The sequence below is a fragment of the Leeuwenhoekiella aestuarii genome (assembly GCF_004104055.1).
In the GTDB taxonomy this organism is placed as follows: Bacteria; Bacteroidota; Bacteroidia; order Flavobacteriales; family Flavobacteriaceae; genus Leeuwenhoekiella; species Leeuwenhoekiella aestuarii.
Window position 1 is genome coordinate 82151 of the sequence record NZ_QOVJ01000009.1, and the last position, 25234, is coordinate 107384.

The 25234-nt window shown below is 37.5% G+C and carries 22 protein-coding genes; 14 read left to right on the top strand and 8 right to left on the bottom strand.

Going from position 1 to position 25234, the window contains the following annotated elements:
- Positions 1-322 precede the first annotated feature (322 nt).
- From der to DSM03_RS16595, 3 genes are all read left to right on the top strand, one after another.
- Positions 323-1624 carry a ribosome biogenesis GTPase Der gene (gene der, locus DSM03_RS16585; RefSeq protein ID WP_128762735.1) on the top strand — a complete coding sequence of 434 codons (1302 nt, stop codon included), beginning with the start codon at positions 323-325 and terminating at the stop codon, positions 1622-1624.
- Positions 1625-1747: 123 nt separating this feature from the next.
- Positions 1748-4489, top strand: coding sequence for an outer membrane beta-barrel protein (locus tag DSM03_RS16590; RefSeq protein ID WP_128762736.1), 2742 nt, complete (start codon positions 1748-1750; stop codon positions 4487-4489).
- 110 nt (positions 4490-4599) lie between these two features.
- Positions 4600-7401, top strand: coding sequence for an outer membrane beta-barrel protein (locus tag DSM03_RS16595; RefSeq protein WP_128762737.1), 2802 nt, complete (start codon positions 4600-4602; stop codon positions 7399-7401).
- A gap of 676 nt (positions 7402-8077) precedes the next feature.
- Here DSM03_RS16595 and DSM03_RS16600 read toward each other — a convergent pair.
- The 6 genes from DSM03_RS16600 to DSM03_RS16625 all read right to left on the bottom strand — a co-directional run bounded on the left by DSM03_RS16600 (position 8078) and on the right by DSM03_RS16625 (position 11806).
- The gene (locus tag DSM03_RS16600; RefSeq protein ID WP_128762738.1) at positions 8078-8530 is read right to left on the bottom strand and encodes a DUF5063 domain-containing protein; all 453 of its coding nucleotides are present in this window, start codon (positions 8528-8530) and stop codon (positions 8078-8080) included.
- A gap of 79 nt (positions 8531-8609) precedes the next feature.
- Entirely contained in the window at positions 8610-9431 is an 822-nt protein-coding gene (locus DSM03_RS16605; RefSeq protein WP_420813167.1) for a TPM domain-containing protein, read from the bottom strand.
- On the bottom strand, positions 9431-9871 hold the full coding sequence (locus DSM03_RS16610; RefSeq protein WP_128762739.1) for a TPM domain-containing protein: 441 nt from the start codon (positions 9869-9871) through the stop codon (positions 9431-9433). Before DSM03_RS16610 ends, DSM03_RS16605 begins: the two co-directional genes overlap by 1 nt.
- Positions 9871-10485 (bottom strand): LemA family protein, encoded by a 615-nt coding sequence (locus DSM03_RS16615; protein WP_128762740.1) that lies wholly within the window; start codon positions 10483-10485, stop codon positions 9871-9873. The genes DSM03_RS16610 and DSM03_RS16615 overlap by 1 nt, the downstream gene beginning before the upstream one ends.
- A gap of 14 nt (positions 10486-10499) precedes the next feature.
- Positions 10500-10829: a MerR family transcriptional regulator gene (locus tag DSM03_RS16620; RefSeq protein ID WP_128762741.1), complete on the bottom strand. Its 330-nt coding sequence runs from the start codon at positions 10827-10829 to the stop codon at positions 10500-10502.
- Positions 10829-11806 carry a M23 family metallopeptidase gene (locus DSM03_RS16625; RefSeq protein WP_128762742.1) on the bottom strand — a complete coding sequence of 326 codons (978 nt, stop codon included), beginning with the start codon at positions 11804-11806 and terminating at the stop codon, positions 10829-10831. Before DSM03_RS16625 ends, DSM03_RS16620 begins: the two co-directional genes overlap by 1 nt.
- 131 nt (positions 11807-11937) lie before the next feature.
- Between DSM03_RS16625 and alaS the strand changes: the two genes are divergently transcribed.
- The 10 genes from alaS (at position 11938) to DSM03_RS16675 (ending at position 22358) form a co-directional block, all read left to right on the top strand.
- The gene (gene alaS, locus DSM03_RS16630) at positions 11938-14550 is read left to right on the top strand and encodes an alanine--tRNA ligase (RefSeq protein WP_128762743.1); all 2613 of its coding nucleotides are present in this window, start codon (positions 11938-11940) and stop codon (positions 14548-14550) included.
- Positions 14551-14865: 315 nt separating this feature from the next.
- A complete protein-coding gene (locus DSM03_RS16635) occupies positions 14866-15813 on the top strand; it encodes a GSCFA domain-containing protein (RefSeq protein WP_128762744.1) in 948 nt (315 codons plus the stop codon).
- A gap of 71 nt (positions 15814-15884) precedes the next feature.
- On the top strand, positions 15885-16400 hold the full coding sequence (locus tag DSM03_RS16640) for a DUF6252 domain-containing protein (protein WP_128762745.1): 516 nt from the start codon (positions 15885-15887) through the stop codon (positions 16398-16400).
- 248 nt (positions 16401-16648) lie between these two features.
- The gene (locus DSM03_RS16645) at positions 16649-17719 is read left to right on the top strand and encodes a hypothetical protein (protein ID WP_128762746.1); all 1071 of its coding nucleotides are present in this window, start codon (positions 16649-16651) and stop codon (positions 17717-17719) included.
- A 222-nt stretch (positions 17720-17941) separates the two neighbouring features.
- Positions 17942-18196: a hypothetical protein gene (locus tag DSM03_RS16650; protein ID WP_128762747.1), complete on the top strand. Its 255-nt coding sequence runs from the start codon at positions 17942-17944 to the stop codon at positions 18194-18196.
- A gap of 87 nt (positions 18197-18283) precedes the next feature.
- Positions 18284-18871 (top strand): tetratricopeptide repeat protein, encoded by a 588-nt coding sequence (locus DSM03_RS16655; protein ID WP_128763398.1) that lies wholly within the window; start codon positions 18284-18286, stop codon positions 18869-18871.
- Entirely contained in the window at positions 18872-20074 is a 1203-nt protein-coding gene (locus tag DSM03_RS16660) for an ATP-binding protein (RefSeq protein WP_128763399.1), read from the top strand.
- Positions 20075-20143: 69 nt separating this feature from the next.
- Positions 20144-20869 carry an NUDIX hydrolase gene (locus tag DSM03_RS16665; RefSeq protein ID WP_128762749.1) on the top strand — a complete coding sequence of 242 codons (726 nt, stop codon included), beginning with the start codon at positions 20144-20146 and terminating at the stop codon, positions 20867-20869.
- A 145-nt stretch (positions 20870-21014) separates the two neighbouring features.
- On the top strand, positions 21015-21665 hold the full coding sequence (locus DSM03_RS16670) for a response regulator transcription factor (RefSeq protein WP_128762750.1): 651 nt from the start codon (positions 21015-21017) through the stop codon (positions 21663-21665).
- Between the two features lie 81 nt (positions 21666-21746).
- Positions 21747-22358 carry a DUF4230 domain-containing protein gene (locus tag DSM03_RS16675; RefSeq protein WP_128762751.1) on the top strand — a complete coding sequence of 204 codons (612 nt, stop codon included), beginning with the start codon at positions 21747-21749 and terminating at the stop codon, positions 22356-22358.
- On the opposite strand, the gene DSM03_RS16680 is transcribed toward DSM03_RS16675, so the two are convergent.
- Positions 22350-24101, bottom strand: a complete 1752-nt coding sequence (locus DSM03_RS16680) for an aromatic amino acid hydroxylase (RefSeq protein ID WP_128762752.1) — start codon at positions 24099-24101, stop codon at positions 22350-22352. The two genes, DSM03_RS16675 and DSM03_RS16680, sit on opposite strands and share 9 nt — an antisense overlap.
- Positions 24102-24210: 109 nt before the next feature.
- Between DSM03_RS16680 and DSM03_RS16685 the strand changes: the two genes are divergently transcribed.
- On the top strand, positions 24211-24963 hold the full coding sequence (locus tag DSM03_RS16685) for an enoyl-CoA hydratase/isomerase family protein (RefSeq protein WP_128762753.1): 753 nt from the start codon (positions 24211-24213) through the stop codon (positions 24961-24963).
- A 40-nt stretch (positions 24964-25003) separates the two neighbouring features.
- On the opposite strand, the gene DSM03_RS16690 is transcribed toward DSM03_RS16685, so the two are convergent.
- On the bottom strand, positions 25004-25234 hold a 231-nt coding region (locus DSM03_RS16690; RefSeq protein ID WP_161568069.1), incomplete at its 5' end, for a DUF4136 domain-containing protein.

Below are 25234 nucleotides of genomic sequence, written 5' to 3' on the forward strand. Positions count from 1 at the left end.
AAGATACATAATCTGTTTATTTGGTAATACATACGCAAGATAGGAGGATGTAGATTTGAGATGTCTAATATTAACAGCATTCTTAACAGATTTTAGGTATAATTTAGCCTTTTATATGTTTTTGTGTAGGTAGGGCATTGATTTACTAGTTATTAGCTAAATAAATCATTGTTGATTTCTGAGCCGTTAATTATCGTAATTTTGCAGCGCAAAAACTACCTTGAGATAAAATGCTCAGGGGAATAATTTGAGATCACGATTGTTTTTTTTAACAATTGCGTTGTCAAATCTCGATTATCGAGAAAAGCACAAAGAAAGATTTATGAGTATTGTAGCTATTGTAGGGAGACCTAATGTGGGAAAATCCACTTTTTTTAATCGCCTCATTCAACGTAGGGAAGCCATTGTTGATTCAGTAAGCGGTGTTACGCGTGATCGTCATTATGGAAAGACTGACTGGAACGGAAAGGAATTTTCTGTTATTGATACCGGCGGGTATGTAAAAGGAAGTGATGACGTATTTGAAGAACAGATTGATAAGCAAGTAGAACTTGCTATTGAAGAAGCAGACGCTATAATTTTTATGGTTGATGTAGAAAGCGGAGTTACCGGCATGGACGAAGATGTAGCTACGCTTCTTAGACGCCAGTCAAAACCGGTTTTCTTGGCGATCAATAAGGTAGACAACGCAATGCGTGAAGAAAACGCCGTAGAGTTTTATAGTCTGGGGCTGGGTGATTACTATACCATAGCAAGTATTAGCGGTAGTGGTACGGGTGATTTACTTGATGCGCTTGTTGAGGTGTTACCAGAGAAAGAAGAAGTAGAAGAAAGCATTTTGCCTCGTTTTGCTGTGGTAGGGAGACCTAACGCAGGCAAATCATCTTTTATCAATGCTTTAATTGGTGAAGATCGATATATCGTTACCGATATTGCCGGGACTACAAGAGATTCGATTGATACAAAATATAACCGTTTTGGCTTTGAATTTAATCTTGTAGATACTGCCGGGATTCGTCGTAAATCTAAGGTTAAAGAAGATCTAGAGTTTTATTCTGTTATGCGATCTGTTCGGGCAATAGAGCATTGTGATGTATGTCTGGTTGTTCTGGATGCAACAAGGGGATTTGACGGGCAGGTTCAAAATATTTTTTGGCTCGCAGAGCGGAATAAAAAAGGAATCGTTATTCTCGTGAATAAGTGGGACTTGGTTGAAAAAGAAAACAAAACCATGCGTGAGTACGAGAAAATGATCCGTCAGGAGATGGAACCGTTTACTGATGTGCCTATTGTTTTTATTTCTGCACTCACTAAACAACGTGTTTATAAAGCGATTGAAACAGCTGTAAAAGTTTTTGAAAATCGTACAAAGCGAATTAAAACAAGTGTGCTTAACGATTATATGTTACCGGTTATTGAAGCGACTCCACCACCGGCAACTAAAGGAAAATACATCAAAATAAAATACTGTATGCAGTTGCCTACACCGCATCCACAGTTTGCATTTTTCTGCAACCTGCCGCAGTATGTAAAAGATCCCTACAGGCGTTTTATAGAAAATAAATTACGTGAAGAGTTTGACTTTGAGGGTGTACCGGTAGCCGTATATTTCCGTAAGAAATAGTAATAGCTTCATCTATTTAAATAACAAAAACCCACTTTTTTTAAAAAAAGTGGGTTTTTGTTTTAAACCTTTTGTGTTTTATTCAGTCATAGAATAAACGTATACTGTACATATATTGGGTTTATGAAGCACTTTCTACTGCTACTATTTGGGGTTTTGTTAGGTCAGTCCCTGCTCGCGCAAAACTTTGAACTTTCAGGAAAAATTTTAGATAATAGCGGAACTCCGTTAGAATCTGCTACGGTTTATGTTGAAAAGATAAGCGACAGCACGCTGGTAACTTACGGAATCACAGATCGAAAAGGATTTTTTGAGATGGCGGGAACAACAGAGCAAAAGGAGCTTAATCTTTTTGTTTCTTATGCCGGCTTTAAACCAATGCGTAAAAAGGTTACGATAACCCCCAAGATGGATCTAGGTGATCTCAAACTAGAGGTGCAAGATAATTTATTAGACGAGGTGGTTGTAGTTGCAAATCGTGCACCAGTAACGGTAAAAAAGGACACGCTTGAGTTTAATGCGTCTTCTTTTGATACCAGACCCGATGCGAATCTTGAAGAACTGCTGAAAAAGCTTCCGGGTGCTGAAGTAGATTCAGATGGGGCTATAACCATTAACGGAAAACCGGTTTCGAGAATTCTGGTAAACGGAAAGGAGTTCTTTGGTGACGACCCTAAAATCGCGACTAAAAACCTTCCGAAGGAAATTATAGAGAAATTACATGTCGTTGATACTAAGACCAAATCTGAAGAGTTTACCGGGAAGTCTGGAGATTCTGAAAATAAGACGATTAATATAACCATTAAAAAAGATAAAAACAAAGGCTACTTTGCCAGAGCAACTTTAGGTGGTGGTACTAATGAGCGCTATGAGATGAGCGCTATAGGCAACGTTTTTAAAGATAATATGCGTTTAACGGCTCTGGCGGGATCTAACAACATCAACAGTTCTGGATTTGATTTTGATGATGTTTATGGGATGATGGGGCGTAGTGGTGCCAGAGCAGTAGCTGCAGGAAATAGAAGTGGAGGAATCACAAAATCTGAAACGGCTGGTTTGAACTACAGCAATGACTGGAATGATAAATACGAATTTAACGGTGATTATTTCTTTGACCGTTCTGATACAGATACGCGTTCTCGAACTGAGCGCGAGAATATTTTACCTGACACTACGTATTATTCCAATTCAGAAAATAGAAGCAACGCATTAAACGACAGGCATCGCGCCAACGCTCGATTTGAAGTAGAATTTGATACTCTAACCCGTCTTTCTTTTTCACCAAGATTCAATACTAACAAAACAAAATCTATACGTAGTTCGTTAGCTAATTCATTAGACGGAAACCGTGATCTTGTCAACAATACTGAGACTGCAAATCAGGGAGATGGATCGAGTTTTAGCTTTAATAATGATCTTGACTTTATAAAACGTTTTGGGAGTAGAGGAGCCTATTTCAGGTTAGAGCTTTCGCAAGATTATAATGATCAGGTTAACGATGATTTTTATTTCTCACGTAGTGAATTTTTTGGAGATGAAGCCCGTACTGAAGTTCAAGATCAGTACATTGATGAAGATGAGAAACAGTATGAGTATGGCTTTGAAGTAGAGCAGCGACTGGTACTGGCGACAGATTTTTTTATGGATTTGGCGTATGATTTTTCTTCTGTAAAATCTCTAAACTCAAGATATGTTTATGAGGCCGATAACGCCGGGAACTATACTGTGCAAAACGACACCTTAAGCAGTGATTTTGAAGTAAACACTATTCGCAATACACCCAGTTTAGGTTTAAATTACGACCACGAGGCGTGGCGCATCAATACTAACTTTGGACTGCTCAACACAATACTCAAAAATGAGAATTTACTCAACCCGGTAAATTTTGATAATACCTATAATAACCTGTATTTAAGCGCACGGGTACGTTATGAATTAGAACGCTCAAAAAGTGTTTATTTAAATTATCGTACAAACGCAAACACCCCTTCAATACGCCAGTTGCAACCGGTGGCAGATAGAACAAATCCATTAAATATTGTAATTGGTAACCCCGAGCTGCGCCCTGCTTACAGCCATAATATTGATGGAGGTTTTAGAAGTTTCAACTTTGGAGCTGGTGGAGGTAGTGGTATTTTCAGTTCGTTCTCTCTGGATTTTACTGAGAATCAAGTGGTGTCTGTGAGTACTGTAGGTGATGATTTAAGACGAACCACAACCTATGCAAACGTAGATGGTGCGATGTCTGCTGGTGTACGCCTTTTTTATACTAAAAGTACACGTAAAGAAGAAAAAGAGTTTAGGTACCGGTTGAGTCTTTCTGGGAATTACAACAAGAATGTAGGTTTTACAAATGGAACGCTATTCAATTCAAAACGCTTTAGTTTCAGCCCAGGGATTCGGCTTACTTATGCAATTCAAGAGTTTTTTGAGCTGAATCCAAGTTATAGTCTTACGTATAATGATACACAGTATTCTATAAATGCTAACCGAAATGAAGATTTTATAAATCATACTGTAGGTTTTGAAGCAACAACCTTCTGGCCTAAAAATGTAATTTTTGGTAATGATATCACTTACAATTACAATGGGAATGTTTCTCCCGGCTTTCAAAACTCTTCAATTCTATGGAATACGAGTTTAGGATATCAATTTTTAGATGAAAAAGCAACATTAAAATTAAAGGTTTACGATTTGCTCGATCAGGTGGTAGATACCCGAAGAATTATAGGTGATGATTATATTCAGGATACTAATAGTTTGATACTAACTCAATATGCGATGTTGAGTTTTACCTATAAACTGAGCAATTTTGGTGGCAAGTCTGGAGGTGGAAATAGAAGAGGAGGTCCTGGGAGGAGATAGCTTGCTAATAAAGAGTGATTTATCAATAGTTAAAATTATCTTAAACAGAACAACTAATTTTTTAGTTTTATTAAAAATACATTTCTTCGTACATCAATCAAAAAACAATCATGATCAATCGTTATTTACTGTGCCTAGCACTGGGCCTATTCTCCATTAGTGTATTCTCTCAAGATTTTAAAATTACCGGAAGTTTAATAGATGATGAACAACAGAGTCCTATTGAAGCGGCAACTGTAGTTCTCGAAACGTTAAAAGATAGTACTATGATTACTTACACGATAAGTGATCGTAATGGTAATTTTGAGTTAAGTGGAAAGAGTTCGCTGACTAAAGCAAATCTTTTTGTCACATTTGTGGGGTATCAATCCTTTGAAAAAGAGATAGATTTAACTCAAAACCGCACACTCAACTTGGGGTCAATTCCTTTAGAATTTCAAGTGGAATCTTTAGGAGATGTAGTTGTAAAAGGTAGAGCAGCACCAGTAGTTGTTAAACAAGATACCTTAGAATTTAACGCAGCTTCATTCAAAACAAATCCAGATGCAACATTAGAAGATTTACTTAAGGAGTTACCTGGAGCAGAAGTTGATGCAGATGGTCAGATACGTATTAACGGAAAACCGGTTAGTAATATACTCGTTAACGGCAAGCCTTTTTTTAGTGATGATCCTACAATTGCGACGCGTAACCTAACTAAAGAGCTTATTAATAAAATTCAGGTTGTTGATACGAAAACTGAATCCCAGGAATTTTCAGGAGAAGAAGGAGATAGCGAAAATAAAACGATCAATATAACAATTGATGAGGATAAAAATAAAGGTCTCTTTGGCCGTGTTGCGGCTGGTGGTGGTACCGATGACCGTTTTGAATATGCAGGTATTGGTAATTACTTTGACAACGATTTGCGTATAAGTTTACTGGGTAGTGGTAACAATATCAATTCGCCTGGTTTTAGTTTTGGAGAGATCGAAAAAATGTTTGGTAATGCTAGCTATATCTCTGTTAATAGCAATGGTGGTTTTAATGTAGGAGGTAGGAGTTTTGGAATGGGGAATGGTATTGTTAATTCACGTAATGCAGGAATGAATTTTGCCAATGATTTTGGTGAGAAAATTGAAACTTCTGCAGATTATTTCTATTCAGGCTCCAATAGTTTTGAGGAGACCCAGCGAAATCGAGAAAATATTTTACCTCAAAACCGTTTTACTTCGGTGAGTACTTCAAGAACAGACTCTAATGTTGATAATCATTCGGCAAATCTTAGATTTCAAGCTAAGATTGACTCTACATTAATGATAGAGGTTTTACCTAGGTTTTCATATTCTGAAGGACAAAACACAAGTAGTGGTAAGTCTGAAGTGACTAATGTTGATGGGAGTCTAGTGAATGACAGTGACTATGATAATAGTAACTTTAGAACCACACGTAACTTTGGTAATCGCTTAACTGCAACTAAACGATATGGAGATAAAGGAGGCTTTATTCGAATTAATGGAAACCTTCAGTTAGATGATACTAAAAGCGAAGATTTTACAAATTCAGAAACAAATGTTTACGGTGATAATCCCAGTCAAATTTTACGTGATCAATTTACTGATGGGGATAATGTGAATAACGGTATCACAACTAATGTAAACTGGCGAATTCCCATTATCGCTAAAAAATTATTTGTAGAGACTGAGTATGAATACAATTCTCAGAATCGAACTAATACGCAACTTGTCTACGGCTTTGATAACCTTAACCAGAATTATAACGACATTATTTTACCTCAAAGTACCGATTTTGAAAGTAGGAACCGAACCCACAAACCGCAACTTGGAGTCACGTATAATGATAAAAAATTAAGAGCTGGTATTAATGCGTCTTATGTTGCCAGAAAGTTAACCGGTGAAGATTTGTTAACTGATAATGCAGGAAACCGGGTACGCGATATTGATTTTGAAAATAAGTTTAATGCTCTTGAAGCTTCAGCACGACTTAATTACAATTTCACACAGAAATTGAGCTTATGGTCTGCTTATAGATTAACTAATAATGCGCCAGATATACGCCAGCTTTCTCCTTACTTAGATGTTTCAGATCCTATTAACACAATTCAGGGTAACCCTGATTTGAGCCCTACCAATCAACATAATTTTAATTTGGGGATTAACAATTATGATTGGGAGTCAAAATCAGGATTTTATGCCTATCTGGGAGCTTCATTAATAAATGATCAGGTTGTGAACCTTACCACGGTAGATGATAATTTCGTACGGGAAACGACCTTTACAAACGTAGACGGAGTTTATAATGCCTACGGAAACTTGAATTATAATAAAGACTTTAAGTTGGACAGTCTAAGAACTCTAAAACTTGAAGCGCGTATTTATGGAGGGTTAAATCGTTTTGTGAACTTTTTCAATGCAGATCAATACGCCAGTATAACTAAAAATATTCGCCCCAGCTTAGGTTTACGCTTTACTTGGAATAAGTGGTTTGAATTACGACCAGAATACAGCATTGAATTTAATAATACAAGTTTTAATCGAGACTTTTTTGACGGGCGTGAGTTCACACAACATTCGGCACGCTTGCGAACCACAACATTCTTCCCAGAATGGCTTACTTGGGAAAATGATATACGCTATATCTACAACCCTAATGTAGGTTCTGGTTTTCAGAGAGATGCTGTTTTTTGGAATAGTTCTTTAGCGTATTCATTTATGCAGAATAAAGCATTGGCAACTTTCAAAGTTTATGATCTGCTCAACCAGAATACAAACTCTCGTCGTAATGCAACACAATCTTATGTAGAAGATGTACAGAGTACTGTATTACAGCAGTACTTTATGTTGAGCTTTAGTTATAAATTCAATACACTTGGAAAAAAAGGAGAGGTTAGAGAGAATAATTGGTTTGATTAGTGTTTTAAAAGCTTGTGGTCTATTTGTTATAGGTCTTTGTTTTCTACAATGCAGTCCTAAAATACGCACATCTATAGTGAACCCTCAACCATTACTGATTGAAGAGGCCGAAGTTGTCGTACCTCCTTTAAATGATGGTCAGGATTTATAAGGAATTGAAGTAGATGAGTTATGAGTTTCCGATAACGGATAATCAAAAGATTGTACCTGCCCGTAAATGATAGCTTTATTTCAGGGAACTGCCCTAAAGCACGGAGCTAATCTTATTAAGTTGGGAAGAATTTAAAGGTGAAGTTCAAAAGCAGCCACCTTATGACGCAGAGAGTTATTGTTCTATAACTTATCAGACTGTTTTTGTTACGGTATATACAAAGGCTACAATAATTGTAAGCAACAAATTTGATTGTAAAAAGGAGGTTGAGAACAAATAATAAAAACTGAAGCGATTTTAAATCATGAGCAGCGCCATTTTGATTTATTTGAAACTTGCACTCGTAAAATTAGAGACTAATTTGCAAGCCAAAGGATTTCTGCAAATTCCCATAATAAAATAAAGAGCCTGTTTTCAGAATTTAAGAAACAATATAATGGCGTTCAAAAGAAATATGATGAGGAAACAGCTCACGGAACTAAAGAAACTGCATAAGCAGGCTGGGATAGTTATATAGAGTTACAATTAAGCCTCTAAAGCTTTTAAGTACGTCAATAAATTGAGTAAATGTGCTTCAGAATGAATCTTCATCAACGTATTAAAGTACCACAGTCCATCATTAAGACTCGTGTTTTCTAATCGCCATGCAACTTCGCTTAAATCAATAATAAGGTCTGTAAGATCATCTATGGCATCTCCAAGGTATATCTCAGGAGTTTGGTCAAGCTCCAATATTTGATCAATTTGATGGTATTCAATAAATTCCGGGAAATTGACTTTAACGTGTGCATAAACTCCAGCATAGTCCAGCCGGTGGACTTCTTCGTAAAGTTGCTCGTCAAAATTTGAATTCAGATTGAGGTAGAGTGCATAAAGGTCACCCAGAGATTTTTTTAAGGAAACCAGCTTATCTGTTTGAATAACCGGTTTTGTTCCGTAGCGGGTGATCTGATGTATAAGTTTTAGAAAAGATTCCAAATGAATTGCTTTTTAAAATTGAGGTATTAACTAATGGTTATAGCTTCATAAAATGAAGAATAAAACTTTAGAAGGTATATCACCATCCACCTGAAGCACCGCCTCCGCCAAAGCCTCCGCCACCGAAGCCTCCTCCACCGAAGCCTCCTCCACCGCCAAAACCACCACCGGAAGATCCTCCTCCAAAGCCACCTCCTCCAAGGCCACCACGACCCAGACTGCTCAAGATAATAACATCAAGTAAGCTGCCGGCTCCACTGCGTCTACCGCCATTTCGACCTCCGCCACCTCCGCGAGAACGACTCAGTATAAAAATAATGACAAAGAAGATTATGATGATGGGTAAAAAGTTCTTTAAACCAGGCTGATTATTTTTGGTTCTTGCGCCCTTATACTCACCTTGTAACATCTGGAAAATGGCATCAGATCCTTCATCAAGACCGGCATAGTAATCACCTTTTTTAAACTGGGGAATCATAATGCGGTTGATAACCTGTGCTGCCATACGATCTGTTATGATCGTCTCAATACCATAACCGGTATTAATATCCACTTTACGATCTTTAGTAGCTAATGTGATGAGAATACCGTTGTCTTTTTCTTTTTGACCTATACCCCATTTTTGTCCCCATTTTGCTCCTAGAAAACTAATGTCTTCTCCTTTGGTACTTGGAATAATAACAACTACAATTTGAGTTGAAGTAGTGTCGCTGTATTTAACCAGTTTGTCTTCTAAAGCAGATTTTTGACCAGAATTTAAGAGTCCGGCATAATCGTAAACACTGGTTTGCTCACTGGGAACTTCAGGGATGTCAAACTGTGCAAAACTTGTTGCAGTAAGGCAAAAAAGAAAAGCAATAAGCACTGCATTTCTAAAAGTATATAGTTTGGGTAAATAGATCAAGAGGTTGATATTTCGTCTGAAAGTTCGTTTATGTCGTCATCATCCCACGGAAAGAACTGCGCAAGTTGCTCACCTGCAGAAGTAATTCCTTTTACTAAACCACTTTTAAACTTTCGGTTTTTAAATTCAGTTTGCATCAAGTCTTTGGTGCTTTGCCAAAATCCTTCTGGTACTACTTCATTAATACCGCGGTCACCGCAAACAGCAAATTTTTTAGCGTCAACAGCCACATAAATTAGCACGCCATTTTCAGCCTTAGTATTGTCCATTTTCAGATGATGAAAAAGGACTTTGGCTCGTTCTAAAGCTTCTCCTTTACATTGGCGTTCTAAGTGCACACGAATCTCCCCTGAAGTTTTCAATTCGGCTTGACGTATTGCTTCTACAACTTCCTGTTCTTCTTCGGTATTTAAAAAGTCTTCAACTACAGATGCCATTATGCTGCGTCTTTATTGAAGTCAAAATTGACTTCGGGAGCACTTTCAGCACCTTCATCAGCCTTAAAATATCCCATTTCTTCAAAGTTGCCTATGAAGTTATTCACGATATTATTAGGGAAGGTTTTAATATGCTTATTATACGGAGCGATCGCTTCATTATACCGATTACGCTCTACGTTGATGCGGTTTTCTGTACGCTCCAATTCATTGATGAGTTCTTTGAAATTCTCATTAGCCTTTAGATCAGGATAACGTTCTACGGTAACTAGAAGTCTTGATAGAGCAGAGCTTACACCGCTTTGTACTTGTTGAAACTGAGCCAGTTGCTCAGGGGTAACATTAGAGGGGTCGATGTTTACGCCAGTAGCTTTAGATCGAGCTTCAATAACATCTGTAAGGGTTTTTTGCTCAAATTCTGCATAGCCTTTAGCCGTGTTTACAATATTAGGGATCAGGTCAGATCTTCGTTGGTAGCTGCTTTCTACGTTACCCCATTGTTTTGTCGCATCTTCTTTTAGCGTTATTGCGGTATTGTAAAAGCCTTTAAAAAATGTATAGCCAATAATTCCCAAAATAACGATTACGATGAGTGCAATGAGTCCTTTTTTCATGTTTGATGATTGATTTAGAGTTGATCTTTTAATTCCTGAAGTTGGGCTTTTATTCCTTCTAGTTTTCTGATAAGATCAAATTTATTGAGTGTTTGTTGTTTGTTTTCTTTTAAATGCGTCTTAGCTCCCTCTAAAGTAAAGCCACGTTCTTTAACCAAGTGATAAATCAGTTCCAGGTTTTTAATATCTTCTGGAGTGAATTTACGATTGCCCTTAGCATTTTTCTTAGGTTTAAGAACGTCAAACTCTTTTTCCCAAAAACGTATCAATGACGTGTTTACGCCAAAAGCTTCAGCGACTTCGCCGATGCTATAATATAATTTTTCGGGCAGTTGTACGTGCATTAATCCAGAGATTGGTTTTCTAGCTGAGCTTTCTGTAAAATTACGTCAAACTCTTCAGGAGAAAGGTTTCCGTAGTAGAAATTAATAGGGTTAATACGTTGGCCATCTTTAAAGATCTCGTAGTGCACGTGTGGAGCTTCAGAACGACCTGTGCTTCCTACAAAACCTATTAAATCTCCGCGTTCAACTTTTTGCCCTTTCTTTACATTGTATTTATATAAATGAGCATAAAGACTTACGTAACCATAACCGTGATCAATACGTATGTGGTTCCCATATCCGGTAGCATTGTTATCAGCGCGCTCAACAATACCATTACCGGTTGCATAGATAGGAGTACCGCGAGGAGCTGTAAAATCCATCCCCCAATGCATTTTACGTTCTTTGGTAAATGGGTCTGTTCGTAAACCATATCCAGAAGCTATACGGGTAAGATCTTTGTTGGCAACTGGTTGTATAGCTGGTATCGCGTCTAAGAATTTTTCTTTTTCTTCTGCTAAAACTGCAATTTCATCAAGAGATTTGCTTTGAACCACAAGCTGTTTCGTAAGAATGTCAAGACGTTTGTTAGTTTCTATAATCAGTTTAGAATTGTCATACCCTTCAAGATCTTTATATCGGTTTACCCCTCCAAAACCCGCTTTACGTTGTTCGTCAGGTATAGGGTTCGCTTCAAAATACAATCTGTAAATACTGTTGTCGCGCTCTTCAATTTCACCTAGAACATTTTGTACCTGATCTAATTTTTTGTTGAGCACGCCGTATTGAACTTTCATATTCTGAAGTTCGCGGGCAAGTGCTTTTTCACGAGGAGTTTCCAGATCTGGAATATTGAGATAAGTAAGAAGGAGAATAAAACCGGCTAAAAAAGATGCTCCAATAGAAAGCAATCCGTAGCCAAGTTTACGACCTTTGCGCTTCTCTATTTTTTTATAGGAAAGTGTCTCTTTATCGTAATAATATTTAACCTTAGACATTATTTAAATTATTCTATTTTTGCGTTAAAATTCAGGGCTCTAACCTTTAATTAAATAAAGGGAAACGAACAAATATAAAAAATAGTTTGCCGCTAATGCTATATTGGCAAAATCTACTCTAAAATTCACTCATGAAATCCCAGGAAATACGCGATCAGTTTCTATCATTCTTTAAATCCAAAAATCATTCCATCGTGCCTTCTGCGCCAATGGTGATCAAAAACGATCCTACGTTGATGTTCACTAATGCCGGAATGAATCAATTTAAGGAATTTTTTCTTGGTAATGGGATTCCTAAAGACACGCGGGTTACTGATACTCAAAAATGTCTGCGCGTAAGCGGAAAGCATAACGATCTTGAAGAAGTAGGTAAAGATACGTATCACCATACGATGTTTGAGATGCTGGGGAACTGGAGTTTTGGTGATTATTTTAAACAAGATGCGATAGACTGGGCCTGGGAGTTGCTTACTGAGGTTTTTAAAATAGATAAAGACAAGCTGTATGTAACCATATTTGAGGGTGATAGCAGTGAAAATCTGGAGCGTGATACTGAAGCTTTTGATATGTGGAGTAAGCACGTAGCAAAAGACCGAATCTTAAACGGAAATAAAAAAGACAACTTTTGGGAAATGGGCGATCAGGGGCCTTGCGGACCTTGTTCTGAGATTCACGTTGACCTGCGTTCTGAAGAAGAAAAAGCCAAAGTACTAGGAGCTGATTTAGTAAATGCAGATCACCCGCAAGTAGTAGAAATCTGGAATCTGGTTTTTATTCAATTCAATAGAAAAGCAAACGGCTCTCTTGAAAACCTTCCGGCGCGACATATTGACACCGGGATGGGTTTTGAAAGGTTGTGTATGGTGCTTCAAAATAAGACATCTAATTACGATACTGATGTTTTTACTCCGCTAATTCGCGAGATCGAAACCATTACCAATTCAAAATACGGAGCTAAAGAAGAGATTGATATTGCAATTCGTGTAATTTCAGATCACGTGCGTGCCGTAGCTTTTTCAATAGCAGACGGACAATTACCAAGTAATACCGGAGCAGGTTATGTGATTCGCCGAATCTTGCGCCGTGCAGTACGTTATGGTTTTACATTTTTAGATACTAAAGAACCTTTTATATATAAATTGGTTAGCGTTCTGGTTGACGAAATGGGCAAAGCGTTTCCGGAATTAAAAAAACAACAGAATCTTATTTTCAATGTGATTAAAGAAGAAGAGCAAAGCTTTTTAAGAACTCTTGATCAAGGCCTGGTTCTTTTAGATTCTATAATAACAGACACAACCGGTAAAGAAGTTTCTGGTGTAAAAGCTTTTGAATTGTACGATACGTATGGTTTCCCTATAGATTTAACGGCTTTGATTCTTTCTGAAAAAGGCTACAGTCTGGATGAAAAAGGTTTTCAGGCAGAATTGCAAAAGCAAAAAGAACGTTCGCGTGCTGCCGGAAAAATTGAAGCTGGCGACTGGACGATTCTTGAAGAGGACGCCGAAGAAGAATTTGTGGGATATGATACGCTAGAAACTCCTGTGCGAATTACCCGCTACCGAAAAATCAACACTAAAAAAGAGGGGGATCAATATCAATTGGTTTTCAATCTAACGCCTTTTTATGCGCAAGGTGGCGGTCAGGTAGGTGATAAAGGCTATTTAGAAACGGCAAATGGCGATGTTATTTACATCACCGATACCAAGAAAGAAAATAACTTGATCATTCATCTTTCTAAAAACCTTCCGAAGCATTTAAACGAGACTTTTACAGCGGTGGTTGATGCAAAGCAACGTTACCGTACACAAGCTAATCATACCGCAACTCACTTATTACATCAGGCATTGAGAGCAGTTTTAGGAACTCACGTAGAGCAAAAAGGATCAATGGTGCATAGCGGGTATTTGCGATTTGACTTTTCACATTTCTCAAAAGTAACTGCTGAAGAATTAAAAGAAGTAGAGCAGTTTGTAAACGCTCGTATTCAGGAGCAGTTACCGCTTGAAGAGCAGCGTGGTATCCCTTACGATCTGGCAATTGCAGAAGGTGCTATTGCACTCTTTGGTGAGAAATATGGTGATGCTGTGCGTACGATTCGTTTTGGTAAATCAATGGAATTGTGTGGTGGTACTCACGCTACAAATACCGGAGATATCTGGTATTTTAAAATCAAGTCAGAAGGAGCAGTTGCCTCGGGAATTCGTCGTATTGAAGCGATTACCGGTGATGCTGTTATGCAGTATTTTGAAGATCAGGATGAGACTTTAGAGGCAGTGCGTGGTTTGCTAAATAATACTAAAGAACCTGCAAAAGTAATTGAAGGTTTACAAGAAGAAAACAACGAACTCAAAAAGCAATTAGAAACTTTATTAGCTGAAAAAGCTAAGAATCTTAAAGGCGAATTGAAAAACGACCTAGAATCAGTTGGTGGTGTTCAATTTTTAGCTAAGGAGGTTGACCTCGATGCAAATGGAATTAAAGATCTGGCTTTTCAACTGGGTGGCGAAGTAGATAATTTATTCTTATTGCTGGCTTCCCGTCAAGGTGGAAAAGCTTTGTTGAGCTGTTATATTGATAAAGATCTAGCTAAAGCGAAAGACTTAAACGCAGGAACCATTGTACGTGAATTAGGCAAGTACATTCAGGGAGGCGGTGGCGGCCAGCCATTTTTTGCCACTGCCGGCGGAAAAAATCCTGACGGAATTGTAGCTGCTTTAGGAGCGGTGAAGGAGTATTTGGGTTAATGGTTTGGTGTTAATGGTTGTAAGGCAATTGGGGTTGTGGTAAGATGTAAAAGTAGGCAGTCTCAGTTGGCAGTTGGCAATACGAAATACAAAATCGGAAATTAAAACCCTGCTCCTGCGCAAACGTTCTTGCGCGATTGCATCGCGCATTATTAATAACCCAATGTTGTCAGGTCGAGCGGTGTCGAAACCGTTAATGTCAAGCAATTTTAAATAAAGCTTGAATCAATAAGTTCTTAACAATCTGCAACGCGAAACCCAGAACCCGAAACTCCAATAATAATAATAATAGCAATAGTAATAACAATAAAAGTAGTGAATCTCCAAACCAAAATCCCGCTCAAACCTTCAGCAAATCAATTGGATTACGATTCGAAGGTGCTGTTGGTTGGTAGCTGTTTTGTAGAGCATATTGGGGCTAAGCTGGAGTATTTTAAGTTTCAGAATTTGGTTAATCCGTTTGGGATTTTGTTTCAGCCTGAAGCGATTGCCCGTTTTTTTGAAGCAGTGGAGACTCAAAAGCAATTTACAGAAAGCGATCTTGAGAAAGTAAATGGTTTGTTTGTCTCGTTGGATGCACATTCAGAATTGGGAGCAACCACTACCGAAAGTGCAGTCAACCAATTGAATACGGCAATACAAGAAGCCTTTGCAATGCTTCAAAATGCAAGCCATTTGGTGATCACGCTAGGTACTGCCTGGGGCTACCGACATAAAGAGCAGGGAAATGTTGTAGCCAATTGCCATAAGATTCCACAAAAAGAATTTCAAAAGGAGCTAACTTCGATAACAGAGGTTGAAGCAGCGTTGCTTCGCGTATTATCGGCTGTCGAAAATCTTAATTCTAAAGCTTCCGTAATTTTTTCTGTTTCTCCCGTACGCCATCTTAAAGACGGTTTCGTAGAAAACCAGCGTAGTAAGGCGCATCTTATCGCCGCTGTGCATTCAATACTAGCAAAAAATAAACGTGTTGAATACTTTCCGTCTTACGAGATTATGATGGATGAGTTGCGCGATTACCGGTTTTACGATCGGGATCTAATTCACCCTAATCCGTTGGCAGTTGATTATATCTGGGAGCGTTTTCTGGCTGTGTATCTTTCGCCGCAGGCTAAAAAAACTATAGATCAGGTTGAAGAAATACAACGCGGTTTGGCACACAAAGCTTTCAATCCTGATTCCGTCGCACATCAAAAATTTCTTCAAAAGCTGGATGATAAAATAAAAGCACTTCAGGCTGAAGTACCTGACATTCGGTTTTAAATACGGCAATTGCCTTATGGATTTGGGTTTTGATTTACAGGAGATTTGTCTTGTAATTAAAAACCAAAACCATGAAAACATCTACAAAACTCATTTCTACTTTCGTTTTAAGCTTACTTCTTATTTTTGCAGCTTGCTCCAAAGACGACGATGGCGGTGACAGTGCAGCCGGCAATGGCGAACTAAAGGCAAGCGTTGACGGTAAAGCCTATACCTCAATGCCCGAAGCTACTCTGGCTGAAGAAAATTCGTCGGGGGATATAGAAGTCATCACCATCTCGGGTGGCTCAATTGACTCTGAAAACATTCAAATAACGATTATAGGTTTTGAAGGAGTAGGAACCTACGATCTTAATGTAAGTAATATCGCTACGTATACCTTCCTGAAAGATAAGTCTGACTTTATGAGTGCCCAGATATTTTCTACTTCAACAGGTGCGGCTTCTAACGGCGAGATTAAAATTGCAGAATATACCAAAGGCGAAAGCGTAAAAGGCACCTTTAGTTTTACCGGATACCTTACCAGCGATACCAGCAAAACGGTAGTGGTGAGTAATGGAGAGTTTAATGTTAAGATCAGAAAGTAAGTAGCAATCAAAAATCTCAAGTGTTGAGGTTTTTACACGAAGCCGGAAGCAGGGGCAACCCTTCTTCTGGCTTTACTTTTTAATAGACAATCGAAAAGCTGGTAATTGCTGCTAAAATTTTGAATGTTGTGAAGCAAAGTGTCTTGTTAAAATCAAATGCCTGCCTCAATATACGGCAATTGCCCTATTGATTGATGCTTGATTTTCAGAGACTTTTGGAGGGTAAAAACTTTTAAACCTTAACAATTATGAAGACAAATTATTTTTATGCGCTGTTGCTGTTGTTGCTTTCTTTTGGAGCCTCAGCTGAGGCACAGACACTGGGTGAGGTCAATGCAAAATTGGATCACTGGGGTCAAAAGCCCAAAGATAATATGCCAATGAAGGCATATATCTCAGACTTTCAGGTACTGGTAGAAGTGTACCGTGAAGATGTAGATTATAAAAAAGAACGTGAATTTAGAGGAGTAGGTCGGGGCGAGGCAACTGCTCAGGCAGCATTAGGACTTAAAGGTGTTGATACCGATTTATTACAGTCTGAAGTAGATAAGTTATATGCAGAGTTTGTAGCTGATCTTAAGGCTAAAGGCTATACGCTAATTTCTGTAGAAGAAGCGGCTAAGACAGACTATTATAAAAATGCAGAGCGTATGAATGGTCCTAATGTGCGTGAGAGTGCCAACCCCGGTTATCTGGAAATCTTACCTACCGGAGCTAGTTTTATGGTTAGCAAACGAGAGGCTGAAGGAAAGGCAAACAACAAAAAAGGGATTATGAATAATTTGAAAATGATAGGCAATGCAGTTGCAGGTCCTAATCAGTTATCAAAAGACCTTGATGACGCTCTAGTTATTGAAGTAAAACTTGCGCTTAACTTTAGCGAAGCGGGTTCAAACTGGTTTAAAAGTTTAACAGGTGCCAATGCACAGGTAAAGACAAATCTTATGATGGGTACACATACGGTGCAGGCTCCTAAAACCAAAGGATTACGCCTGAAAGGACAGGAAGAGGTTTATACCATGCCCACTTCAATAGAATTTTACCAGGGTGCCGGTTTAAAGAAAGTACAGTCAAAAGGATACCTAAAGAAGCCCATTTATATTTCTGGGGTAATTGATGATACCAAATCAAGCGCATACGATAAAGGAAAATCAATAACCTATACCAATATCGGGGATCTGTACGTGGTGAAAAATACCTACAGCACCATAAGCACAAACGCAAAATTTGCAGAAACCGATGGGGCAAAAATGGCCGATGCGCTTTACAAAGCCGGAAGTGCTTTTATAGATGAAGAAATGAAAGAATTTTTTGACTAAAAATAATTAACCATTCTAAATAATTTTTGCCAAAAGCTGCTTGTATAAGCAGCTTTTGGCTCATAGTTTAATAAGTGTAGAAGCAGAAGTTGAGTAGTGATTCAAATAGTAAAGCGGCTGTTGTAGAAATTTTAATTGAACATATTACTTCAAGGGTTAAAAAGCTGGTTTCTAGTATTTCAAAATTTATTTTCTTGTTAATTATGAATCAAAAGAGCTAAAATGATTTTGATTGAGACAGAATTTGTGGTTATTGGGGGAAGTGTTTTTTTGACGCTTGCGTTTGTCGTGCTCTGGTTTCAAATTCTGAAAATACGGGATAATAAAAAGGCAAGATCCAGATTAACTTTTTTGGAGCACAACATTCAGCTTAATCAAGTTCAAGTTATAAAGCGCAAAAATCATTTGGATCGCTATAATTTTTTAGTATACAATCTTGATGAAGCTTTAATCATTCAGCCCGAAATAGTAGTTTAAGAAAATTTGTTTTTAAAAAAATTAAAGTGAAAACGTATTCCAGTATTTTTCTATATTAGCCTGTAAATCGCAAGAATTCAGATTTTTATGAAACACTACTATTGTTTGGCTTTTGCTTTTTTTCTAAGTGTTTATACACTTTCTGCTCAGGAAATACAAAAGATAGATTCCATAAATGCTATTCTGGTTCAGAATAGTTCGCTCAAAACAGACTCCCTACTTGTCATTTTTGAGAATAACCTAAAAGCAGCTCAAAAAATTGATTATAAAAAGGGAATCGGCGAATCTTATAAAAACCTGGCAACCACTTATGGTTATGAAGCCAACGGTGAAAAAAGGGTAGCTTATAATCTGAAAGCCATTCGCATTTTTGAAGAAAATGATCTCAAACCTCAGGCTGCCAATCTGTATGGTGAAATGGGCTACGGGATGAAGCGTGATAATATGGAGCGGGCAGAGTATTATATGAATAAAGGCCTAAAAATGGCTGAGGAAGGAAACTATAAAGAGGTTTTAGATCGAACCTACAATAATTATGGGGTGCTTAAAGAAATGCAGGGACAACTAGACAGTGCCCTATATTTTTATAAGAAGGGACTTGCTATTGTAGAAGAACGCAAGTATACCAAAGGTTTGCCGTACAGCTATAGTAACCTGGCGGGAGCTTACGGGTAAATGGGCAATTTTGACCTCGCACGCGACTATTTTTACAAAGCCAAAGCAATACGGGAAGAAATTAATGACCGTAAAGGAATTGCCGAAAATTTCACCCAGATCGGAGAAGTATATATGGCTGAAGGGAAACCTGCCGTAGCTATACCGTTTTTTGAAAAATCGCTGCCAATCGCGCGTAAGGAGGATTACCGTTTTCTAATGCAATACACGTATCAGCAATTATCTGAAGCATTTAAGCAAATGCAGCAAACTGATTCTGCTTTGTATTATTTTGAAAAATACGCCGTCTTTAAAGACAGTATCAATAGTTTAGAGACCACTAAGCAAATTGCAGCTCTGGAGATTGAGTTTGAAACCGAACAGAAAGAAAATCAAATCTTAGAGCAGCGGGCACAACTAGCTGAGAAGGATCTTGAAGTGCGTCGTAAGAATACGTATGTCTATGGCAGTCTGGGGCTGGCAATTATTTTGGGACTTTTAGGGTATTTGATCTACACTCGTCAAAAGCAAAAAAACCGTCAGCTTCAAAAAGAAAATGAATTACAAGTCGCTCTTGCTAAAATTGAAACCCAAAACCGGCTTGAAGAACAGCGCCTGCGTATCTCAAGAGACCTTCACGACAACATTGGTTCACAGCTTACATTTATAATAATCAGTCTCGATAATCTTAATTATATGCTTAAAGATACCGGTCAGGAAATCAAAGATCGTATTGTAGCGATCAGCTCATTTACTTCGGTTACCATAAATGAACTTCGCGACACGGTCTGGGCAATGAATAAAGAAAGTATAAGCCTGATTGATTTGAAAAACCGCATAGAGGCTTTAATAGATAAAGCTCGAGAAAGCAATGCTAAAACTCAGTTTGAAATACAACTTCAGGATTCAGAAAAACATTTTGAGTTTAGCGCACTTGAAGGGATTAATGTCTATCGTATCATTCAGGAAGCGGTAAATAATGCATTAAAATATGCGGCGGCACAAACTATATGTGTAAAAATGAAAATTTCAGATTTCAAGTATAAAATTGTAATTCTTGATGATGGAATAGGCTTTGATATAAATGAGGGTAAATCAGGCTATGGGATTTCTAATATGCAAAAGCGTGCGAACGATATTGACGCAGATTTTAAAATATCAACAACAGTAAATAAGGGAACAAAAATTTTGCTTCAATCTAAGCTTGAAAAAATTACTATGTAAAACTAAAAAAAAAGTTGAATTACTTTTTTTCATCAAAAAAACGTATTTTGTACGTTTAAAGGTAATTTTATGACCCCAAGTTCTGCAAGTGTTGCACACGCTTCTAATAATGATTTTTATGCTGATAACGAGAAATTGTACGTCGCTACAGACTGTATTGTTTTTGGTTTTGATGAAGGAGATTTAAAACTATTGATTTTTAAAAGACGCGTAGAGCCAGACTCTGGTATCTGGTCGCTGATAGGTAGTTTTGTGCAACTCGATGAAGATGTAAATGATGCTGCACGCCGTGTTCTTAAAGAGATAACAGGTCTTGATGAAATCTTTTTAGAGCAATCTAAAACATATGGAAAAGCAGATCGTGATCCTGGTTATCGCTGTCTTTCGGTGGCACATTACGCGTTGATACGTATTGATGATTATGATAAAGAATTGGTAGAAAGTCATGGTGCTTATTGGTATACTTTAAAAGATTTGCCTAAGCTGGCATTAGACCACGACCAGATGGTAGCAGATGCTCTAAGTAAACTAAGACGTAAGGCGAGACAACAGCCTATAGGTTTTGAACTACTTCCTGAAAAATTTACTATACCACAATTGCAGCAGCTTTATGAAGCGATCTATCAACGCGAGTTAGACCCTCGTAACTTTAGAAAAAAAGTATTATCGCTTAAAGTGCTGGTAAAACTTGAAGAGAAAGATAAATCCGGATCTAAACGCGGAGCATTTTTGTACCGTTTTGACGCCGAAAAATATCAAGAGCTTTTAGAAAGTGGTTATAATTTTGAAATTTAATTCATAAATAGGGCATTTGCCCTATTGCATTCCTAAACAGACTTTTTTAGTTTAGTGCTTTCAATCTCAGTACTGTTTATTGACATTTTTAAATCCGGGAAAGAGTTAGGGGACTTTCACGGTTTTTAATTTAAACGCCTTTGTAATGCCGGTAAAAATTGCAATTGTAGAAGACAAATTATTTCTAGCCCGTGCATTAGCAGAAAAGCTTTCCTTTTTTAATGAATTCAGCTTAAAATTTATTGCTGAAAATGGAGCAGACCTTTTAAATAAACTCGATTCAAATTCGAATATAGATTTAATCTTAATGGATATTGAGATGCCGTTACTTGATGGTATTGAAGCTACAGCACTTGTAAAACAAAGATTTCCGCAGATAAAAATTATAATGCTTACTGTGTTTAATAATGATGAGCATATCTTTAGATCCATTAAAGCGGGTGCAGATGGCTATTTATTAAAAGAAACGGCTCCAAATATTTTAGAAAATGGGATAAAAGAGACTTTATCTGGTGGTGCGGCGATGAATCCTTCTATCGCTATGAGAACACTTAAATTGCTTCGTAATCCAGATTCTATAAACAGTTTAAAAGAACGCGAAGAAATCTCACTGTCTAGTCGTGAGGCCGAAGTTTTAGAGCAGTTGAGTAAAGGCTTTAGTTATACACGCATTGCAGAAAATCTATTTTTAGCTCCCAGTACGGTGCGTAAGCATATAGAAAATATATATAAAAAATTACAGGTGCATAGTAAAATTGAAGCGATAGAAAAAGCCCGCCAAAATAATATTATATAATATGCTGTTAAGATTAACGGCTTCCTTTTTTCTTTCCGTATTTAATAGATAAATTGAAATGATTCTATAATTAATTTATCTATGCGCAAGGTTCTAATTGTAATTCTGGTTCTCATACTTGGGTACTTTACCTATCAATATTTTGAGGAAAAAAATCAAGAGCGCAATCAATTATTAGAAGCTACTTCGCTCATTGAGAAAGAAATTAAAAATGTAGGGAAGCTCGTTGTGACAGAAGGTTCTTTTGCACAGGTTTTTACCTATAAAGACTCTAAACAGATTTTTAATTTGGTTCAGGCTAATAAAAAGGCACTTGTGGTGATTAATGCAAAAGTCACAATTTCATACGATCTACGAGCTTTAGAAACAGAAGTAGATTCAGAAGCCAAAACAATTACCATTACAAAAATCCCTAAACCTGAAATAAACATCAATCCAGATATTGAATATTATGATGTGTCTCAAGATTACCTCAATCAGTTTGAAGCTTCAGACTATAACACCATAAAAAAACGAGTGATGAGCAGCATTAGAAAAAAAGTTGAAGCTTCAGAATTGCCTGCTAATGCTCAAAATAGATTAGTAGCTGAATTGTCTAATATTTATGTAGTAACTAATACATTGGGATGGACATTAAAGTATAATACCACACCTATAGAAAGCAGTCAAAGTTTACAGCAAATTTTAGACTAGTGCGATACCGTCTTCTATAAGATGTTTGATTTTAGTATTGCTTGTTTTTAGCGCTGCTAAATATGTGTTTATTTCTTTTAGAAAATCTTCTCTGTTATCTTCTTTAGCCAACTCATAAAGTTCTAAAGCGAGTAACCAGTCGTTTTCGTGATTTTTATTTAAAATATCAAAAACAGCCTGCGGAGAGAATTTGGTGTCTTTGCCTTCCCTGTAATTTCTAACTGCAAGATATAGTGATTCTAGTTCTTGGCGTTTTGTATTTGTTGAAGTTTTAACCGTGGTTGAAGAAATTTTATGCTCCAATAAATTGAAAGATTTAAAATCAGCCGGACCAGCAAATGCTGATGAGATCTTTTTACCTACAGCCAAATGATAGATACCAGATTCTGGTTTAAAGAGCAAACGATCTTTGTATTTAACCGTGCAGTTCTCAAAGCTGATTAAAATTATTTTCCCTTTTAAATTGCGCGTACCGGTAATTATTTTCCCACTTACACTGATTCCGCCTTCAAATTCTAAGCTTACGATATTCCCTTCTGATATTTTATAAGCTTGAAGGTCTTTGGGGCTCATGTCTTCAATAGCAAGATTGATGCCTTTGAGCTTACCAAGAGCTGTACCGTAGCCGTTTTTGTGAATGTTAATGCCGTGACCCACGAGTTCTTTTTCGTGAAAACTTAAAGCACTCCCCCCTGTAGTTTGTAAATAAGATACTTTGTTTTTATATAAAATCATTTCAGAAAACACACCTGAAATCTGCAAGCCGGTGCTCAGTTCAATGGTCCCTAGATTTTTACTGTCTATAAGTTTTTGTAAGCCTTCGGGACCGCCGGTACGTAAAGCCATCGTGTTTGCAAATTCTTCTAAAACTTCACTGAGATAGGCAAAGTCTGGAGTTACATAAAGTTGAGGTTGAGGCTTAGTAATATCAAATTCCTGATGTGCTGCTTCAATGGAATACGGAATTTTCTTTACTTTTTCGGTCATACACCACGCACTTTCGCCTATTGATGAAAGTAATCCTGCTCCATAAATTTTAGGGGTATCAGGAGTACCTATGAGGCCATATTCTACCGTCCACCAATGTAAATTGCGTATAAGTGCCATTTCGCTTGGAGTTCCCATATTATTCTGTAAGTGGTCAACCAGATGTTCAATCTCATCAATTTCTTCTTGTGGAGTATCTTCAGCTTCTTTTAAAATAGATAGTTTTCTAACTGCTTCATATAACTGATAGTCTTTAGCTGATGAAATGGCTTTGCATCCTATTTCTCCAAAACGTCTTAAATATTCGGCATACTCAGGGTTCGCTATAATTGGAGCATGACCTGCACCTTCGTGAATAATATCTGGAGCGGGAGTATACTCTAAATGCTCGAGCTGTCTTATGTCTGAAGCGATAACCAAAACATTATACGCCTGAAATTCCATAAAAGCAGCAGGAGGAATAAAGCCATCAACTGCTACTGCAGCCCATCCTATTTCCTTCAGAATACGATTCATTCCGTACATATTTGGGATGTGGTCTATCGAAATTCCGGTTTGTTTCAATCCCTCTAAATAGGAGTTGTGAGCTACAGTACTCAGATAATTTACGTTCTTACGCATTACATAACGCCATACTGCTTGATTGATCGCAGTATAATCCTCATAATTTTGAGGTTTTATAAACTGCTTTAAATGGGCGGGTAACCGCTCAATAAGTGGATTAGTTTCTATATTTTTATCTAAAACAGGGCTCATAAGATCATTTATGTTTCAGCTAGAAAAATAAGAATCTGTTTATAGTTATCGTAATTATATCTATAAATTTGAGAAATATTTAATAATACTTCTATTTATTAAAAATCATATGACAAACTCATTTGTAAAACTTCATATCGATGGAGCAGTAGGAACGCTTATTTTTTTCACGCCAGAACACAATGCATTACCTACAGCAATTTTAACCGATTTGGAACAGCAAATACTTAGAGCAGATGCTAATACTGATCTCAAAGTACTGGTAATAAAAAGTGGAGGTGATAGAACGTTTTGTGCGGGTGCAAGCTTTAAAGAGCTTATTGCTATTGAGAATGAAGCTCAGGGGAAACGTTTTTTTATGGGGTTTGCAAAAGTGATTTTGGCAATGCGTGCGAGCAGGTTGCTTACAGTTGTGCGCGTGCAAGGTAAATCTGTAGGAGGTGGAGTAGGTCTTGCTGCTGCTGCTGATTATTGTCTAGCTTCTCAATATTCCTCAATAAAATTGAGTGAGATAAGCATTGGTATAGGTCCGTTTGTAATTGGGCCGGCGGTAACTCGCAAAATTGGAGTTTCAGCATTTTCTCAAATGACCATAAATGCACAGGAATTTTATTCAGCTGAATGGGCAAAAGAAAAAGGATTGTATGCTGAAGTTTTAAATTCAGCTGAAGAACTGGATGAAGCTGTAGCTAAATTAGCTAACGAACTAGCAACCTATAATCCCGAAGCATTAGCGGAATGTAAAAAAATGTTTTGGTCAGGTACTAAGGGTTGGAAAAAACTTTTAGAAGATAGGGCAACAACAAGCGGTAAACTTGTTTTGTCTGAATTTACAAGAAATAAACTTAAGTCTTACGCATAAAAAAAAGCCCTCAACCTGAGGGCTTTTTTAGTTATTCTTCTTAATTAGAAGCCATTTGCTTTGGTGGATATTCTTGCATGATCTCGCCTACAATTTCGCTAATGCGTTCTTGTTTGCGTTCAACGTCACGAGCTAAATAACCAGTACCCTGACCTTGCCAAACTAATTCTTTTTTAGATGCATCAATCAAGTCTATATATAGTGTACCTTCAGTGGTTCTGGATACGGTGTTTCCAAAACCTCCACCCCACGGTCCCCAAGGCCCACAGGA